General features: G+C 32.2%; 21 protein-coding genes and 1 other annotated feature. Of the genes, 14 read left to right on the top strand and 7 right to left on the bottom strand.

Annotated elements, in window-relative coordinates:
* Positions 1 to 3 precede the first annotated feature (3 nt).
* Both V5E38_RS15330 and V5E38_RS15325 read left to right on the top strand, forming a co-directional pair.
* The gene (locus tag V5E38_RS15330) at positions 4 to 648 is read left to right on the top strand and encodes a TetR/AcrR family transcriptional regulator (protein WP_499210663.1); all 645 of its coding nucleotides are present in this window, start codon (positions 4 to 6) and stop codon (positions 646 to 648) included.
* A gap of 255 nt (positions 649 to 903) precedes the next feature.
* A complete protein-coding gene (locus tag V5E38_RS15325) occupies positions 904 to 1137 on the top strand; it encodes a YrhC family protein (RefSeq protein WP_176522677.1) in 234 nt (77 codons plus the stop codon).
* A gap of 72 nt (positions 1138 to 1209) precedes the next feature.
* Here the strand turns inward: V5E38_RS15325 and sigK are convergent, their stop codons facing one another.
* Entirely contained in the window at positions 1210 to 1929 is a 720-nt protein-coding gene (gene sigK, locus V5E38_RS15320) for an RNA polymerase sporulation sigma factor SigK (RefSeq protein WP_069035122.1), read from the bottom strand.
* A 257-nt stretch (positions 1930 to 2186) separates the two neighbouring features.
* Positions 2187 to 2413, top strand: a binding site (T-box leader).
* A gap of 103 nt (positions 2414 to 2516) precedes the next feature.
* Here sigK and V5E38_RS15315 point away from each other — a divergent pair.
* The 3 genes from V5E38_RS15315 to V5E38_RS15305 all read left to right on the top strand — a co-directional run bounded on the left by V5E38_RS15315 (position 2517) and on the right by V5E38_RS15305 (position 6200).
* Positions 2517 to 3602, top strand: coding sequence for a bifunctional 3-deoxy-7-phosphoheptulonate synthase/chorismate mutase (locus V5E38_RS15315; protein ID WP_335480285.1), 1086 nt, complete (start codon positions 2517 to 2519; stop codon positions 3600 to 3602).
* 36 nt (positions 3603 to 3638) lie between these two features.
* Complete coding sequence (locus V5E38_RS15310; RefSeq protein ID WP_499210662.1) at positions 3639 to 4739, top strand: prephenate dehydrogenase; 1101 nt, start codon at positions 3639 to 3641, stop codon at positions 4737 to 4739.
* 228 nt (positions 4740 to 4967) lie between these two features.
* Positions 4968 to 6200, top strand: coding sequence for an aminopeptidase (locus tag V5E38_RS15305; RefSeq protein WP_097978173.1), 1233 nt, complete (start codon positions 4968 to 4970; stop codon positions 6198 to 6200).
* Positions 6201 to 6266: 66 nt separating this feature from the next.
* Here the strand turns inward: V5E38_RS15305 and V5E38_RS15300 are convergent, their stop codons facing one another.
* The gene (locus V5E38_RS15300; protein ID WP_499210661.1) at positions 6267 to 6812 is read right to left on the bottom strand and encodes a GNAT family N-acetyltransferase; all 546 of its coding nucleotides are present in this window, start codon (positions 6810 to 6812) and stop codon (positions 6267 to 6269) included.
* Between the two features lie 181 nt (positions 6813 to 6993).
* Here V5E38_RS15300 and V5E38_RS15295 point away from each other — a divergent pair, with 181 nt between their 5' ends.
* Entirely contained in the window at positions 6994 to 7446 is a 453-nt protein-coding gene (locus V5E38_RS15295; protein WP_499210660.1) for an SRPBCC family protein, read from the top strand.
* A 243-nt stretch (positions 7447 to 7689) separates the two neighbouring features.
* Here the strand turns inward: V5E38_RS15295 and crcB (V5E38_RS15290) are convergent, their stop codons facing one another.
* From crcB (V5E38_RS15290) to V5E38_RS15275, 4 genes are all read right to left on the bottom strand, one after another.
* Complete coding sequence (gene crcB / locus V5E38_RS15290) at positions 7690 to 8049, bottom strand: fluoride efflux transporter FluC (protein WP_499210659.1); 360 nt, start codon at positions 8047 to 8049, stop codon at positions 7690 to 7692.
* A complete protein-coding gene (crcB, locus tag V5E38_RS15285; protein ID WP_499210658.1) occupies positions 8046 to 8435 on the bottom strand; it encodes a fluoride efflux transporter FluC in 390 nt (129 codons plus the stop codon). Before crcB (V5E38_RS15285) ends, crcB (V5E38_RS15290) begins: the two co-directional genes overlap by 4 nt.
* 51 nt (positions 8436 to 8486) lie before the next feature.
* A complete protein-coding gene (locus tag V5E38_RS15280) occupies positions 8487 to 9248 on the bottom strand; it encodes a CPBP family intramembrane glutamic endopeptidase (RefSeq protein WP_176522628.1) in 762 nt (253 codons plus the stop codon).
* A 750-nt stretch (positions 9249 to 9998) separates the two neighbouring features.
* Positions 9999 to 10616: a GTP pyrophosphokinase gene (locus tag V5E38_RS15275; protein ID WP_499210657.1), complete on the bottom strand. Its 618-nt coding sequence runs from the start codon at positions 10614 to 10616 to the stop codon at positions 9999 to 10001.
* 290 nt (positions 10617 to 10906) lie between these two features.
* Here V5E38_RS15275 and V5E38_RS15270 point away from each other — a divergent pair, with 290 nt between their 5' ends.
* On the top strand, positions 10907 to 11686 hold the full coding sequence (locus V5E38_RS15270; protein ID WP_499210656.1) for a phosphatidylserine decarboxylase: 780 nt from the start codon (positions 10907 to 10909) through the stop codon (positions 11684 to 11686).
* A 128-nt stretch (positions 11687 to 11814) separates the two neighbouring features.
* Here the strand turns inward: V5E38_RS15270 and V5E38_RS15265 are convergent, their stop codons facing one another.
* Complete coding sequence (locus V5E38_RS15265; RefSeq protein WP_069035227.1) at positions 11815 to 11955, bottom strand: sporulation histidine kinase inhibitor Sda; 141 nt, start codon at positions 11953 to 11955, stop codon at positions 11815 to 11817.
* Positions 11956 to 12216: 261 nt separating this feature from the next.
* Between V5E38_RS15265 and V5E38_RS15260 the strand changes: the two genes are divergently transcribed.
* The 7 genes from V5E38_RS15260 to V5E38_RS15230 are packed head-to-tail and all read left to right on the top strand — an operon-like array spanning position 12217 to position 16700.
* Positions 12217 to 12738, top strand: coding sequence for a YqeG family HAD IIIA-type phosphatase (locus V5E38_RS15260; RefSeq protein ID WP_499210655.1), 522 nt, complete (start codon positions 12217 to 12219; stop codon positions 12736 to 12738).
* Positions 12735 to 13844: a ribosome biogenesis GTPase YqeH gene (yqeH, locus tag V5E38_RS15255; RefSeq protein ID WP_499210654.1), complete on the top strand. Its 1110-nt coding sequence runs from the start codon at positions 12735 to 12737 to the stop codon at positions 13842 to 13844. Before V5E38_RS15260 ends, yqeH begins: the two co-directional genes overlap by 4 nt.
* Positions 13845 to 13865: 21 nt before the next feature.
* Positions 13866 to 14702, top strand: a complete 837-nt coding sequence (aroE, locus tag V5E38_RS15250) for a shikimate dehydrogenase (RefSeq protein ID WP_097978162.1) — start codon at positions 13866 to 13868, stop codon at positions 14700 to 14702.
* Positions 14696 to 14986 (top strand): ribosome assembly RNA-binding protein YhbY, encoded by a 291-nt coding sequence (yhbY, locus tag V5E38_RS15245; RefSeq protein WP_097978161.1) that lies wholly within the window; start codon positions 14696 to 14698, stop codon positions 14984 to 14986. The genes aroE and yhbY overlap by 7 nt, the downstream gene beginning before the upstream one ends.
* A 37-nt stretch (positions 14987 to 15023) precedes the next feature.
* A complete protein-coding gene (gene yqeK, locus V5E38_RS15240; RefSeq protein ID WP_499210653.1) occupies positions 15024 to 15599 on the top strand; it encodes an HD domain-containing protein in 576 nt (191 codons plus the stop codon).
* 4 nt (positions 15600 to 15603) lie between these two features.
* Positions 15604 to 15960: a ribosome silencing factor gene (gene rsfS, locus V5E38_RS15235; protein WP_097978159.1), complete on the top strand. Its 357-nt coding sequence runs from the start codon at positions 15604 to 15606 to the stop codon at positions 15958 to 15960.
* Positions 15957 to 16700 (top strand): class I SAM-dependent DNA methyltransferase, encoded by a 744-nt coding sequence (locus V5E38_RS15230; protein WP_499210652.1) that lies wholly within the window; start codon positions 15957 to 15959, stop codon positions 16698 to 16700. Before rsfS ends, V5E38_RS15230 begins: the two co-directional genes overlap by 4 nt.
* Positions 16701 to 16765 lie beyond the last annotated feature (65 nt).

The following is a 16765-nucleotide window of genomic DNA, read 5'->3' as shown; positions in this document are numbered from 1 at the left end:
GGAGTGTTACCAATTAAATTAGAAGAGTTTTTTCCAGAAGAAAAATTACAAGAAATGAATGAAAAAGAAATAAAAATTCTTGAAGCTGCAATTGAAATTTTTGCAGAAAAAGGTTTCGTTAGTACATCTACCAATGAGATCGCAAAAAAAGCAAATGTAGCTGAAGGTACTATTTTTCGTTACTTTAAAACAAAAAAGGATTTATTAAAAAGTATTATCAAACCGACCTTAGTAAAAACAATTGCTCCTTTTGAAATGGATCGTTTTTCTAAAGCAGTATTTCATTTAGAGTACGAAACATTTGAAGATTTTCTTAATGCGCTGATTAAAAATCGTATGGAATTTGCTAAGAAAAATAAGGCAGCCGTAAAAATAATCATACAAGAAATGCCATTCCAAGACGATATGCAAGAAGAGCTAAAAAGACTCTTTAAAGATAAAATGTACCCTAAAGTAGCCACTGTACTACAATCGTTTATCGATAAAGGACAAATAAAAGAACTACCGATACCGATTGTACTAAGACTAATTATCTCAACAGTAATTGGTCTAGTGATCTCTTCAATCGTCCTTGAAAATACACCTTTTTGGAACGAAGAACAGGAAACTGAACGTACAATTGAGTTTATTAAGAATGGTCTAAAATAACTTATAGCTGACATAGTGAAAACATTCAAAGAAGAAAGGGATTATAAATAATTCCTTTCTTCTTTTTTACATTTTATGTTTTAGCAATATAGTTTTAGTGATTTATCAAAAAGTCTAAATCAACAAGACAATATTTAATTCATTGACAAAATGTACTTACTAATCTCTACATGTACTACCTTTAATTACCTTCACTTTTTTTGTATAAAGTATGTTAAAGTTATTAAGTCAACAAGAAGGGAAGGTGTAGTATTCGTGAATTTAAAAAAGCTACAGGCGAAGGTTAATGATTTTAAAACTTTTGGAGCAATAACAACAGCATTGGCTACTTTTTTCTATATCGGGACTCTCCTTCCAAAGGACGGATTAACCCAACATAAAATATTAATAGTCGAGAGTATCGTTTTTACAATGCTGATTATTGCATTAGGTTTCTTTCTGACATCCAATTATTTTAAACGCAAAATGCAAAAAGAAGAGCAAGCATAAAACCACTAAAAATGAATCACTCCAATTGTTAGTTCAGACTAACAATTGGAGGTCATATTCATCTTTAGTGGTTTATTTTTTATCTTTTTTCTTTTCTTTTTCAGCTCTTAAAAACTCGTGGTACATTTTCATTAAAGCACGTTTTTCAATTCTCGAAACATAACTTCTTGAGATTCCTAATTTCTTTGCGATTTCACGTTGAGTTAGTTCCTTATCCATATCAATACCAAAGCGCTGAATAATTACATCCTTTTCACGGTCATCTAGAATCTTAATATATTGCTTGATTTTTTCTAATTCCATATTAAGTTGAATTTGATCAACTACATCTTCTGTCTCAGTTTTTAATATGTCTAAAAGTGAAATTTCATTGCCCTCTTTATCCTGACCTATCGGATCATGAAGGGAGACATCTTTTTTTGTTTTCTTTAAAGCACGTAAATGCATAAGTATTTCGTTTTCAATACATCTAGCAGCATATGTGGCTAATTTTGTTCCTTTACCTTGAACAAAGCTCTCAATTGCCTTTATTAAACCTATTGTGCCAATCGAAATTAAATCTTCAGCATCTTCTCCAGTATTTTCAAATTTCTTAACAATGTGAGCAACAAGCCTTAAATTATGTTCAATTAATAAATTTCGTGCTTCTCCATCTCCATTTGCCATACGATTTAAATAGAGCGTCTCTTCGGCTTGAGAAAGAGGTTGAGGGAAGGCATTATTTTTAACATAGGAAACAAACACAAACACTTCTTTTAAGAAAAGACTTAAGGCGGTAAATAAACCAGGCATATAATCACTCCTAAGGAAGGTAAGGTTGGTTGTTATTTATATATTTATGTAATGTACAAATTCTGTGTGTCTGTACCATAAAAAAAATGTAAGCTGTGTAAAAAAAATGTTGAAAATAGTAAGCGCTACCATTCCGATAACGATGTATCTTTTTTAAAATCGATACATATTCTAGAAAAAAATGCATTGACAGTCTATTTAAAAGTGCTTTATAATCCTCATTAATAACTTTTTTAATGAATCTTTTGACAATTAAATATATTGCGTTGATAAGGGCACAGTAGGCATAACTTCCCTGTTTAAGAGAACTGACGGAAGCTGCGAGTCAGTACATAAGGTATGCTGAATTACATTCTTGGAGCAATTTCTATTTCATTTAATGAAAATAGAGACGGTCATTTTGATCGTTAACAAAATGAAGGTGGTGAACAGAATTTTTGTTCACAACTAGGGTGGTACCGCGATTAAATAATTCGTCCCTACTGTTTATTCAGTAGGGACTTTTTGTTTTCATTTTTTACATACTTTCTTCTTGATAAAAGAAGTGGTATTGGAATAGACATTTAAAATTTGAGGAGGAAAAAGGAATGAGTACAAATAATGAGTTAGTGCAATTACGTGATAAGGTTGATGAGATTAATTTAAAAATCGTTGAATTATTAAACGAGCGTGGAAAAGTTGTTCAAGAAATTGGTCAGCAAAAGATTAAACATGGTATTAAGCGTTTCGATCCAGTTCGTGAGCGTGAAGTGTTAGATATGATTGCAAATGTAAATGAAGGTCCATTTGAAACTTCAACTTTACAACATATTTTCAAGACCATCTTCCAAGCAAGCTTAGAACTACAAGAGGATGATCACAGAAAAGCTCTTTTAGTTTCAAGAAAGAAAAAGCCAGACAATACAATCGTTAAAGTGAAAAATGATATTGTTCTTGGTGATGGTTCTCAATCATTTATTATGGGGCCATGTGCAGTTGAGAGCTACGAACAAGTTCGTGCAGTAGCACAAGCTATGAAACAACAAGGTTTAACAATGATGCGAGGCGGTGCATTTAAACCTAGAACTTCTCCATATGATTTCCAAGGACTTGGTTACGAAGGACTACAAATTTTAAGAGAAGTTGCAAATGAATTTGATTTAGCAGTAATTAGTGAAATACTAAATCCAAATGATGTTGAAAGATCTTTAGAATACGTTGATGTAATTCAAATTGGTGCACGTAATATGCAAAACTTTGATTTACTTAGAACAGTGGGGCAAGTAAATAAACCTGTATTATTAAAACGTGGACTTTCAGCAACAATTGAAGAATTTATTAATGCAGCAGAATACATTATTTCGCAAGGAAATGACCAAATTATTCTTTGTGAAAGAGGAATTCGTACTTACGAGAAAGCTACAAGAAATACATTAGATATCTCAGCAGTACCTATTTTGAAGAAAGAAACACATTTACCAGTAGTTGTAGATGTTACCCATTCAACAGGTCGTAAGGACTTATTATTACCGACAGCAAAAGCAGCATTAGCAATTGGAGCAGATGCAGTAATGGCTGAAGTACACCCTGATCCAGCAGTTGCTTTATCAGATTCAGCTCAACAAATGAATATCCCGCAATTTGAAGAATTCATGTTTGAGTTAAAAGACTTCCGTGCAAAGCTTCAATCATAAATAATATTACTTAATGAAGGATAGGCGGTGAATGCCTTGAAAAAGAACGTCCTTTTAATTGGCACTGGATTAATCGGAGGCTCAATTGCCTTGGCAATAAAAAAAGTTCATGATGTAAATATAATTGGATATGATATAAACGAAAAACAACTTGAAATTGGTAAAAGAATTCAAGTTTTAGATGAAATCTCGGTACAGCTCAAAGACTGTGCCGAGAAGGCTCATCTAATCATTTTTTCTTGTCCTGTAGAGGAATCAATAAAATATATACATATGTTAAGTGAATATGAACTTAAGAATGATGTCATATTAACTGATGTAGGTAGTACGAAAAGTGAAATTATGAGGCATTCGAAGACTCTTACAGATAAAGGTTATTGCTTTATTGGAGGTCATCCAATGGCAGGCTCCCATAAAACGGGCATCGAGAGTGCAAAAGTTCATTTATTTGAAAATGCATATTTTATTTTGACACCAAGTGAAAATACTAAAAATGATCAAATCGATAAATTAAAAGAATGGCTTAAAGGAACAGGTTCACATTTTGTTGTAATTGATGAAGAAACACATGATCAAATCACTGGAGTGGTAAGCCATTTTCCACATCTCATTGCTTCTAATCTTGTTAAGCAAGTTAAAACCTACGCGAAGGACGAGCCTTTAGTAACAGCTTTAGCTGCTGGTGGGTTTCGAGACATTACTAGGATTGCATCAAGCAGCCCAAAAATGTGGACTGATATTGTGATTCAAAATAAAGATACATTGCTTTCATTAATTTCGAATTGGATTGATGATATGAAACAAATGTATCAGCTTGTTGAAAGCCAGGATAAAGAAGATATCTTTCATTATTTCAAGGAATCAAAAGATTATAGAGACAACATGCCAGCAAAAGCAAATGGCGCCATCCCAAGTTATTTTGATTTGTATGTAGACGTTTTAGATCGGGTCGGTGAGCTTGCTAACATCACGACAATCTTATCGATTCACGAAGTAAGCATTACGAATCTAAGGATCATAGAATCACGTGAAGGTTTACCAGGTGTACTAAGAATAAGCCTTCAAACAGAAAATGACAGAGAGAAAGCTGAAAAATTCCTAAATGTTAATGGTTATGAGACATACATTGTTTCATAAAAAATCAAGTTTTTAGGACTTTGTCTATACACTAAAAAAGCACTTTTCGAAAGTGCTTTTTTTGGTTAAATAGCGACAACTAATCAAGTCATTTGCTAATCAGGTAAGGTCTTTCTGACATTTCAAATAAAAATGAATAGTCAGTCTCTTTTGAGTACCAATTTTCTGAACTTTATATTATAATTTAGTAGGTTAGGTTTTTAATTCGTTAAACATGGAGGGATATCAATGTCTCAGTTTGAAAAATCATTAGAAAAATATGCTGAACTTGCGGTAAAAAGTGGTGTTAATATCGTACCAGGACAAACATTACAAATAAATGCACCAATCGGAGCTGCAGAATTCGTTCGTAAAGTAGTAAAATTCGCTTACGAAGCTGGAGCTAAAAATGTAAACATCGATTGGAATGATGATGTAATTACTCGTACTAAATATGAACTAGCTCCTGATGAAGTTTTTGAAGAATTCCCAGGCTGGAAAGTAACAGCAATGGAAGAATTAGCTGAAAATGGCGGTGCTGTTTTATCAGTAATTTCACCAAACCCAGAATTATTAAAAGGGATCGATCCAAAACGTATTGCAAATTTTAATAAAACAGCTAGCAAAGCACTACATAATTATCGTGAATACATGATGGCTGATAGAATTCGTTGGTCAATTGTAGCTATTCCATGTGTTGAATGGGCTGAAAAAGTTTATCCAAATGAACCAATTGATAAAGCGATGGATTTACTTTGGGATTCAGTATTCAAAATTTGCCGAGTTGACAATGAAAATCCAGTTGAAGCTTGGGTTAAACACAATGATTTCTTACAAGAAAAAGTTGTTCAATTAAATGACAAACGTTACAAAACATTACATTACACAGCACCTGGTACTGATTTAAAACTAGATTTAGTAGATAATCATGTATGGAAAGGTGGCGGAGCGAACAGTGAAGATGGAAAATGGTTTAATCCTAATATTCCAACTGAAGAAGTTTTCTCTATGCCACATAGCCATGGTGTAAATGGTACTGTTCAAGCGACATTACCATTAAATTACGGTGGAAATTTAATTGAAAACTTCTCTTTAACATTTAAAGATGGTAAAGTTGTCGATTTCACAGCTGAAAAAGGCTATGATACTTTACAACACTTATTAGATACTGATGAAGGTGCTCGCCGTCTAGGTGAAGTAGCTTTAGTACCACATGATTCACCAATTTCAAATACAGGTTTAATTTTCTTCAACACATTATATGATGAAAATGCTTCTTGCCACTTAGCTTTAGGTAAAGCATATCCAAACAATATGAAGGATGGAGAAAAATTACCTTCAGAAGAGCAAGAAAAATTAGGAATTAACCAAAGTTTAACTCACGTTGATTTTATGATCGGATCAGCGGAATTAAACATCGATGGAATTAAAGAAGATGGTTCAGTTGAACCAATCATGAGAAATGGTAACTGGGCATTTTAATAGTAAATAAAAAGAAAAGGGGAGTCTCAAAAGATTTTTTGAGACTCCCCTTTATTTTTACTGTTCTTAAATTGTTTGAAATTGATCGTTACTTCTTAAAACCGTTATAAACCCATCTAATATTGTATGACTAACAGAGAATCCCTTACGTTTATAAAATTCTAGAGCGTCTTCATTTCCATTTGAAACATAGATAAAATAATCCTCTACATCATCAAATTGCTTTAGCCAGTTCATTGACATTTTGAATAGTTTAGAGCCTACTCCATATTTTCTATATTCTTCTTTAATGTAAAATTGAGATAAACATCCAACATTCTTTTTATGGACTGAAGAAAGGTCAAAAAAAGTTGCAAATTCGCTTGAATATACTTCTTTTGGAGAAATATTTGAATAAACGTAACCAACAATTTGATCTTCATCTTTCACGATCACAATATAATTATGTATAGCCTTTTTTACTGAAGGAACCATACGTGAATCGAAATTCATACGATCAAACAACTCTGGTTTTATCTTCGCTTTTGCCTTCTGAAAAGTCATTAATTCATTACATAAATCTTTACATAATTCCATTTGATTCTCGTCAATCACTTCATAAGTTAAATTCATCTTGTCACCCCTCATTAAAATTGATTCTTTAGCTTTAAATAAATTTCGTATGATTTAATTTTAATCTATAAGTACTGGAAAACAAATGAAATAATAAGTTGATCCGTTTTTGGTATATAATGGAAGTGTCATCTAGAATCAATTCATCATTCTACACATAAAACAAATGGAGGATGAGAAAATGGAAGATCTTAAGTATGAGTTTTATATTGGGGCTAAACCTGAAGAGGTGTGGAACATATTTGTTTCGCCAGAAGGAACTAAAGCTATCTTTTTTGGTTGTATTTTAAAATCAACATTTGAAGTCGGAGCACAATATGAATATGTCGGACCAGGAGAAGCTGGAGATCATACAGTGCATGTTTATGGAGAAATTCTAGCATTTGAGCCTCATAAAATGATGAGCTATACAGAACATCCAGGCCCAGTTTACCGTGAAAATCATGCTGAATTAGAAACTAGAATTACACTTACACTTGAAGAGACGGGTGAATGCACAAAATTAACACTAGTAAACGACAAATGGCCAGAAAATCACCCTTCTTATGAAAATACGAAATCAACCTGGCCAATGATTTTAAGTAATGTAAAAACTTATGCAGAAGCTGGTAAAACACTAGATTTCGGCTGGTGAAAATTGAAAATAAAAAAACCTCTGGGAACAGAGGTTTCAGTGTGTAGACAAAGTTCTAAAATTTGATTTTCAGACTGATTGAAAACGCTTGTCTTTCGAGGCGCGAAGGCAGGTGAGGAGCGGAGTTACCTTTGACGGTAATGAGCACCGCAGACAGACGAAGCAACGAAGAAAGCGAGCGCTTATCAACAGTCTGAAATCTCTGGGAACAGAGGTTTTTGTTTTAGATTTAAATTTATCGGTTCATCTAAAAATATGAAAACCGACATATGCACTACAAATACTAATAATAGTAGATAAAATGATATAAGATAACGCAGTTTTATACTTTTTTGCAACCAATAATTGAATCGATTCGTAACCAAATGTAGAAAAGGTTGTAAACCCACCTAATATTCCTACCCCAATAAACAGCCACATTGTAGTAGAAATCGATTTATCGAGATATAAATGGTTTAGTAAACCTAAAATAAACGATCCGAGTATGTTTATAACGAATGTTCCATCAGGGAAATTTGTTTTAACTTTTTTATTAACATAGTTTCCAAGGGCATAACGAAAAATTGCTCCGATTCCCCCACCTATTCCAACAATAAAAATCATGATGAGGTTTCTCCTTTTACTTTGTTGAATTTCTCAGCCCCTTTAAAACCAAGATACGCCAAACTTATTCCAATCACTAAACTTGAGATGATATAGACTAAACTTACTAGCAATTTTTTTTCATCCATCAGGGCAACATTTTCAAGTGAAAAAGTAGAGAATGTAGTGAATGCTCCAGTAAATCCAGTTCCGATTAGTAAAGTATATTCAGGTTTTAATTTAACTTTAGCCATAGGTAAAAAGAAACCTAAAAAGAAGCATCCTATTATATTAATTAAAAACGTTTGAATTGGAAATCCATTTGAAAGAGGATGGATTGATAGACCTATTAGGTAACGGAGAATTGCTCCAAAAAATCCTCCGATTAGTATAAATAAGTAATTCATAAAACACCTCATAAAAACATTATAAAAACGCTCCTTAGAGCGTTTTTTTTGTTAGTTTACAATAAAAAAAGCAATAATTGAAACTAAGTTATTTAAAAAATGGGCAAAAATCGTAACTTCGATTTTTTTTGTTTTGATATAGATAATACCAAAAATTAAACCAGCTAAAGAATAAGATAGTAATGCATAGATTGAAAAACCAGCAAGCATATGCAATAAACCAAACCCAAATGAACTTACAATTAAACCAATAATCGGCGAGTTTTTAAAAATTGATCCAATAATTAACTTTCGTGTAATCCATTCTTCTTTTATTGGTGCAAGAATAACCGCAGATATAATCATAAGGACTGGATTTGTCCGTAATAAGCCTTCCACTGCTTTTTGGTTATCTGGCGTAGCAATTGAGTAATTGAAATGTTGAAAAATAACATCAAGAAGTTGTGAAGAAGCCATAAGAACTACGTATGCCCCTAAAACGATCACAACATCAATCACATTTATATTTATTCGTCTTAAAGTTAGAAGTCCTTTTTTCTTCGTATAATAATAGAGCCATAATAAGCTGAGGACACCAAAAATTGAATCCGAATAAATTGATACGGTATTTACAAGATTATCAAATTGTTTTTCAGTAAGGTTTATATCCGCTACACTAACAAAAATCATACCCCATATTGAAGCAATCAAGATTAGTAAGTTCAAACCAACAATAAATATTAAAAAATAGTAGCCAAGTGTTTTTAAGGCGGACTTACGTTCATTCGGAATATTTTCTGGAATGATTGTTTTATAGTTTAATTCATTATCCAAATCGGCTCCTCCAATTTTTTGATCTATGTTCATAAACTTTCTAATTTATATTTATACTAACATATCCTATTTTATCTTAAATTTAAAGCTGAAAGAACTAGAAATAGAATATATGAGTGTAATTCTTTTAAAAGCTTTGTTATTTAATATATGAAAGATTGAGTGGATTATATGAGTTGAGAATGTACTAAAACCTAATTAAAAAAACAAGGTATGCTAATATCCCTTGTTAATTAAATTACCAAATTTTCGTAAAGGGGTTTAGTGAGATTGATTTCCACTACGAGATGCTCGCTTTCCATGGGGCGAGAGCTGAGCCTCCTCGGCCGCGCCTGCGGGGTCTCAGCCTTCCCGCTTATCCCATAGGAGTCGAGCATCCCTCCATTCCAATCAATTTATTCATCAAAAAAAGATACACTAAAAACCTAATTTAAGATCCTTTACTTAGAGTAGCATAACAGCTTATAAATCAATTTGAAATTTCTTTAACTTCTCAAGAAATATACAATTACTAGAGTTTGTTGATATTATAAAACTACTCAAACATATTAACATTTAAAAACATTATTAGATCATCAAAGAATGAATTATTTTATCAAATCAATAAAGGTTCACTTAATATATTTTTGACCTATTTATATTTCAACACTCTAAAAAACAAGGTATGTCAATATACCTTGTTTCTTTATTACTAAATTTAATATTAGGAATACTAGGAAAGAAAATAGCCTAGCGTTAGTTCTATTTTATTCAATTCAGCTGATTTACTTGATCTCTAATCATTTCCATTTTATAGTCTAATGAATTTACAGTTGCAGAAGCTTCATTTAGACTTTCGATAATTGCTTTTGGTACCTTTTTATTGTATTTATAAAAAATCTTGTGTTCAAGGCTTGCCCAGAAATCCATTGCAACGGTTCTAATTTGGATTTCCACTTTTACTCTTTTCGTTTCAGAAGCAAGGAAAATTGGAATTTCAATAATCATATGAAAGCTTTTATAGCCATTTGGTTTTGGATTTTTTATATAATCTTTTATTTCTATTATATGGATATCATCTTGTTGTTTTAATAGTTCATAAATCATATAAATATCACTAATAAATGAACAACTAATACGAACTCCAGCTATATCACTCATATAATTTTCCAAATTATATTGGGTAAGTTCTAATCCTTTTCGCTCAAGCTTTTCTATTATACTGTCAGGTTTTTTTAAGCGAGATTTTACGTGTTCTATTGGATTATGATTATGAGTTAAAGTAAATTCTTCATTTAAAATTCTAATTTTAGTATTGATTTCATCTAACGCAAATTTATATATTAAAAGTGTGTTAGTCCATTCACCTAAGCTTTGATCTTTCAACATAGGCAACCTCCTAATGTATATTACATCAGTAATTGTACCAGCTTAATGTGAACTCAGTGTGAAATCTTGGTGAACAGTTAGTGACAAGTAAGATACAGGGATTTTAAGTGTTTTCGGTAAAGGGAATAGTAAAGGATAGCAATGGCAGGATCATTAAAGAAGCAGAGAGTGCAAGTAATATTATAAGAATAAACAATTTATAGCAGCGAAAGTAAGACATTTAGGGTTTTGTTAGTTTTGGAATAATATGTTATAAATTTATATATATAATTTTAGTTAGGAGTACATTGATGAAACAGAGTTTTTATCGTTTGTTTATAGAGTTGACGAATAATCGTTTTACTTCGGGTCTTTTGCATAGGCTTGCTACTTCTAGATTTAGTAGGGTATTTATTAATCCTTATATTAAAGCGTTTAATTTAAATATGGATGAGAGTAAAGAGACTGTTTTTCCTACTTTACATGCTTTGTTTACTAGAGAACTAAAGCAAAATGCTAGACCGATTCATGCAGGAGAAAGTGAATTAGCTTGTCCGGTAGATGGTGTGTTAGAGTCATGTGGGAAAATTGAGATGGATATTAAATTTGTCGTTAAAGGAAAGACATATAGCATTATTGAGATGTTAGGTTCAAAGGAAATGGCAGATAAATATGATGAGGGTTATTATATGGTCTTGTATTTAAGTCCTAGCCATTACCATCGTATACATAGCCCGATCGATGGCGAAATTGTATCACAATTCGAGTTAGGTGCTAAATCTTATCCAGTAAATAAAGCAGGATTAACTTATGGTAAAGATCCACTTTCAAAAAATTATCGAGTTATTTCTGAAGTATTATGCTCTGAAAACAATAAACATGTTGCGATGATTAAAGTTGGTGCTATGTTTGTTAACACAATCGTAGTAACCAAAGAAGAAAAGCGTTTGAAAAAAGGTGAAGAAGTAGGGTATTTTTCTTTCGGTTCTACAGTTGTTTTACTTTTTGAAGCTAATAGTTTTTCACCAAATTTGAAACTTCAATCTGGCCAAGCAATCAGAGTTGGTCAAAATCTTGGTAAATTACACTAAGTATGCACTTTTTTTCACGAAATGAGGGCCATCGTATAGAAAGATGGTTCTTTTTCTGTTATTGTAAAGAGTGCTTGTATTTTAATTTCACTTGTATTATTTGCATATATTGAAAATAATAAAAATGTTTAAGATGTTTTTTTTATATAGTAATCTAGACCTCTTCGTTTAATTTCTTTTTCAATTAAATAAATGAAGGCAGGATCAAGCTGTAAACCTAGAGCTTTTTTGTAGGACTCAAGTAACAACTCATCATTTAATTTGTACATATTATTTGCCCGGTTGGGCATTCACCTCCGAGTGAGAAAAGTTTTTTGAATTTCTTCGTAAACTTAATGTATCAAATTTTTAAAAATAGAACAATCGTTCGTTTATCCACAGAAATAGGTGGATAAGTTGTGGGTAAATTGTTTATATATTCTAAAAAAGGTAGGTTCTTGGACTAAGGATAATGTGTATAAGATTTATCCACAGTTAGAATGATTGTAGTTATTTGTCGAACGATTTTAAGAATATATTGAGGTGTAATAATGTTTAATAAATTTTTACCGAGTGAAACTGTTAATAATGTTTATGCAATTACGCCTGGGCATTTAAAAGGCTTAGGAATAAAAGGGATCATTACTGATTTAGATAACACATTAGTAGAGTGGGACCGTCCATTAGCTACTCCAGAGCTAACGAAATGGTTTAAAAGCATGGATGATGCAGGGATCAAAATTACAGTTGTATCGAATAACAATGCTGAGCGTGTTGGAAAGTTTTGTGATCCTTTAGGAATTCCATTCATTCATCGTGCGCGTAAGCCACTCGCTACATCATATAAAAAAGCATATAAACAAATGAATTTAAAGCCAAATGAAGTCGTGATGATTGGTGATCAATTGCTTACAGACGTATTTGGTGGTAATCGTCAAGGAATTCATACAATTTTAGTTGTTCCGGTTGCAAGTACAGATGGAATTTGGACAAGATTTAATCGAATGGTAGAACGTAGAATTCTTTCATCCTTAAGGAAGCAAGGATTGCTACAATGGGAGGATAAAAAGTGAGTAATACAGAAGTTAGATGTATTGGTTGTGGGGTTGAAATTCAAACAGAAGATAAGAATAAGCTTGGATATGCACCTCCATCTTCATTAGAAAAAGAAGAGATTATTTGCCAACGTTGTTTCCGTTTAAAAAACTATAATGAGATTCAAGATGTAGAGTTGACTGATTCTGACTTTATTCGTATCTTAAATGGGATAGGTTCTAAGGATTGTCTTGTTATTAAAGTCGTTGATGTTTTTGATTTTTCTGGTAGCTGGTTAAATGGAATTAATCGATTCGTTGGAAACAACAAAATATTATTAGTTGGAAATAAGGCAGATTTAATTCCGAAGTCAGTTAAGAAAAATAAGCTTACGCAATGGATGAGCGGAACTGCAAAACGTTGGGGACTTAAACCTGTAGGTGTTCATTTAATTAGTGCAGTAAAAGGCACTGGTATAGATGAATTAGCTGAAAGTATTGAAAAGCATCGTGAGGGTAAGGATGTATACGTTGTAGGTTGTACAAATGTTGGAAAATCAACATTTATCAATACGATGATTAAACGTTATAGTGAAGAGAATAGTAATATCATTACAACATCGCATTTTCCGGGTACAACACTTGATATGATTCAAATCCCACTTGATGATCAGAGTGATCTAATTGATACACCAGGTATTATTAATCATCATCAAATGGCTCATTTCGTTGATAAAAAAGGTTTAAAGATCATTACACCAAAAAAAGAAATTAAGCCTATGGTTTATCAATTAAATGAAGGACAAACATTATTCTTTGGTGGTTTAGCCCGTTTTGATTATTTAGAGGGTGGAAGACGTTCTTTTACTTGTCACTTCTCAAACGAATTATCAATTCATCGTACTAAACAAGAAAATGCTGATGATTTATATGAAAGACAAGCTGGGGAATTATTAGTCCCACCATATGGTGAACAAATAAATGAGCTTCCTAAATTAGTGAAACATGAATTTATGATAAAAGATGCTAAAACTGATATAGTTTATTCAGGGTTAGGATGGATCACAGTGAATGAACCAGGTGCTAAAATTGTTGCTCATGTACCAAAAGGTGTATCTGTAACTCTTCGTAATTCTATTATATAAGAATAATTTGGGGGCTGAGAAATGAAAGACCAATATTATGTAATCGGTCAACCGATTGGTCATTCAATGTCACCAACTATGCATAATGAATGGTTTGGCTCTAATCAGATTTCGGGTCACTATTCTGCAAAAGAAGTTGGGATAACAGAATTAGAATCAGTTATGACAGAATTTCGTTCAACAGTTAAAGGATTTAATGTAACAGCACCACTAAAAGTAGAAATTATGCAGTACTTAGATGAAATAGATCCATTAGCAAAAGCAATTGGGGCAGTTAATACTGTCATCAATAAAAATGGAAAACTTTATGGTAAAAATACGGATGGAATCGGTTATTGTAGGGGCTTATCTTATGTTTTGAAAAATCCGATTGAAGATGAAAAGATTTTAATCATCGGTGCAGGCGGTGCTGCTAGAGCAATCCTTTATAGTTTACTGCACTTAGGGGTTAAGCATATTACAATCACCAACCGAACGTTAGAAAAAGCAGAGGATCTACTAGATGGTAAGCTGATGAATGAAGTTAATATTATGCCCATTTCAGATGCTGAAGAACATTTAGGTAACTTTTCTCTTATTATTCAAACAACTTCTGTTGGAATGAAGCCAAATGAAAATAGCACGCCAATAGCACTAACGAATTTATCACCAGATGCAATTGTATCGGACCTAATATATAGCCCATTTAAAACAGTATTCTTAAAAGAAGCTGAAGAAAGAAATGCGACTATACAAAACGGATTACCGATGTTTATATATCAAGGAGCATTAGCATTTCAAGAGTGGACGGGAATTTTTCCAAATACCATTGATGCATACTCATTATTAGAAAGAAAACTTGGAGGAACAAAATGTTAACAGGTAAACAAAAAAGATTTTTACGTTCGAAAGCTCATCACTTAAACCCTATTTTTCAAGTAGGTAAAGGTGGAGTTAATGAAAATATGGTTAAACAAATTTCAGAAGCGCTTGAAGTAAGGGAACTTTTAAAAGTAAGTATACTTCAAAATTGTGATGATGATCGTTATGATGTAGCAGATCAGCTTGTTGAAGGTACAAACGCTGAACTAGTACAAGTAATTGGACATACAGTTGTTTTATATAAAGAGTCTGAAGAAAATAAAACAATCGTACTACCTTAATATGTAAAATACCGTTAATTAGAGGAGAAGCGGATTAATGGATAAACAAAAAGCACTTTCACTTGTAAAAGAAAAACTAACGAATGGGCGTTTTACACATACTATTGGTGTGATGGAGACAGCAGTTAGGCTAGCCGAAAAGTATGGTGCGGATGTAAAAAAAGCAGAACTAGCTGCAATTTTCCATGATGTCGCAAAATGCATGCCGATTAAAGACTTAAAATCAATAATGGAAGAAAATAAACTTTCATTAAAGCTTTTAAAGTACAATAAAGAATTATGGCATGCTCCTGTTGGTGCATATCTTACTGAACATGAATATGGAATTGATGATCAAGAGATATTACAAGCAATCACATATCATACAAGTGGTCATAAAGAGATGAATTTATTAGATAAAGTAATATATGTAGCAGATTATATTGAACCTAATCGTAATTTTCCAGGTGTAGAGGAAGCTCGTGGATTAGCGGATCAAGATTTAGATCGAGCTTTATTATTTGCATTAAAAAATACAATTACATTTTTGATTGCTAAAGAACAAACAGTCTACCCATTAACGGTTAAAACATATAACTCAATATTAAAGCAAGTTAAAAGCCAGGGGGAATAAAAAAATGAATGAAAAAGAATTAATGAAGCTAGCTGTAAATGCTGCTGACGATAAAAAAGCTGAGGATTTAGTCGTATTAGATATGAAAGGAATCTCTGCAATTGCAGATTATTTCATTATTTGTCACGGTAATTCAGATAAGCAAGTTCAGGCTATTGCAAGAGAAGTGAAAGATCAAGCTCTACAAAATGGTAAAGATGTTAAACGTCTAGAAGGATTTGACGAAGCTCGTTGGGTATTAGTAGACATCGGTGACGTTGTCGTTCATGTTTTCCATCGTGACGAAAGAAACTATTACAACTTAGAAAAACTTTGGGGAGATGCACCTTCTCTTGATGTTTACGGAGAGCTTCTTTCATGACATACAATCGCTTCGCGTATTTGTATGATCAATTAATGAATGATGTCCCATATGAAAGATGGGTTCAATTCCTAAAAGATGCATTTCAAAAATATGAAATGCTTCAGCCTTCAATTTTAGATATAGGTTGTGGAACAGGTACATTACCCATCTCATTGGCAAAATTGAATTATTCAATTAGCGGGGTTGATTTATCTGAGGAAATGTTAAGTGTTGCAATGGCTAAAGCAGAAATTGAAAAAGTTAATATCCCTTTTTTTCAACAAAATATGGTGGAATTAGAAGGGTTTGATCAATTAGATTGTGTAACGATTTTCTGTGATTCACTTAATTATTTAGAAACAGAAGATCAAGTGAAACAAACCTTTATAAGAGTAAATGAAAGCTTAAAAGATAATGGTTTATTTTTATTTGATGTACATTCTCCATATAAAATTGAAGAAATCTTTGGTGAAGAGACATTTTTTATTGATGATGCAGAGTTAAGCTTAGTCTGGTCTTGTACGCAAGGGGAACATCCATTAAGTGTTGAACATGATTTAGTTTTCTTTATGAAAGAGGAAAATCGTGATTTATATGAACGCTTCGAAGAATATCACAATCAAAGAACATTTCCAATTAATACGTATAAATCATTGTTAAATCAAACTGGATTCGAAGTAAAAGAAATCATAGCAGATTTCGATGAAGTTGTAGATGATACTTCTGAACGAATCTTTTTTATTACAATGAAAAAATAAAAAAACCCTTTTAAGAAAATTCCTTTTCTTAAAGGGTTTTTTTATTTGTTAGACGTACAAAATTG

Source organism: Rossellomorea sp. GAMAL-10_SWC (assembly GCF_049568075.1).
GTDB lineage: Bacteria > Bacillota > Bacilli > Bacillales > Bacillaceae_G > Gottfriedia.
This window is presented reverse-complemented; position numbering and strand designations above follow the sequence as displayed.

Bases quoted from the DNA above. Each gene is read 5' to 3' on its own strand.
- yhbY (WP_097978161.1), top strand. From the start codon at position 14,696: ATGTTAACAGGTAAACAAAAAAGATTTTTACGTTCGAAAGCTCATCAC.
- V5E38_RS15305 (WP_097978173.1), top strand. From the start codon at position 4,968: ATGTCTCAGTTTGAAAAATCATTAGAAAAATATGCTGAACTTGCGGTA.
- yqeK (WP_499210653.1), top strand. From the start codon at position 15,024: ATGGATAAACAAAAAGCACTTTCACTTGTAAAAGAAAAACTAACGAAT.
- crcB (WP_499210659.1), bottom strand. From the start codon at position 8,049: ATGATTTTTATTGTTGGAATAGGTGGGGGAATCGGAGCAATTTTTCGT.
- V5E38_RS15315 (WP_335480285.1), top strand. From the start codon at position 2,517: ATGAGTACAAATAATGAGTTAGTGCAATTACGTGATAAGGTTGATGAG.
- V5E38_RS15265 (WP_069035227.1), bottom strand. From the start codon at position 11,955: ATGTACAAATTAAATGATGAGTTGTTACTTGAGTCCTACAAAAAAGCT.
- crcB (WP_499210658.1), bottom strand. From the start codon at position 8,435: ATGAATTACTTATTTATACTAATCGGAGGATTTTTTGGAGCAATTCTC.
- V5E38_RS15230 (WP_499210652.1), top strand. From the start codon at position 15,957: ATGACATACAATCGCTTCGCGTATTTGTATGATCAATTAATGAATGAT.
- rsfS (WP_097978159.1), top strand. From the start codon at position 15,604: ATGAATGAAAAAGAATTAATGAAGCTAGCTGTAAATGCTGCTGACGAT.
- V5E38_RS15275 (WP_499210657.1), bottom strand. From the start codon at position 10,616: ATGTTGAAAGATCAAAGCTTAGGTGAATGGACTAACACACTTTTAATA.
- aroE (WP_097978162.1), top strand. From the start codon at position 13,866: ATGAAAGACCAATATTATGTAATCGGTCAACCGATTGGTCATTCAATG.
- V5E38_RS15300 (WP_499210661.1), bottom strand. From the start codon at position 6,812: ATGAATTTAACTTATGAAGTGATTGACGAGAATCAAATGGAATTATGT.
- sigK (WP_069035122.1), bottom strand. From the start codon at position 1,929: ATGCCTGGTTTATTTACCGCCTTAAGTCTTTTCTTAAAAGAAGTGTTT.
- V5E38_RS15295 (WP_499210660.1), top strand. From the start codon at position 6,994: ATGGAAGATCTTAAGTATGAGTTTTATATTGGGGCTAAACCTGAAGAG.
- V5E38_RS15270 (WP_499210656.1), top strand. From the start codon at position 10,907: ATGAAACAGAGTTTTTATCGTTTGTTTATAGAGTTGACGAATAATCGT.
- V5E38_RS15260 (WP_499210655.1), top strand. From the start codon at position 12,217: ATGTTTAATAAATTTTTACCGAGTGAAACTGTTAATAATGTTTATGCA.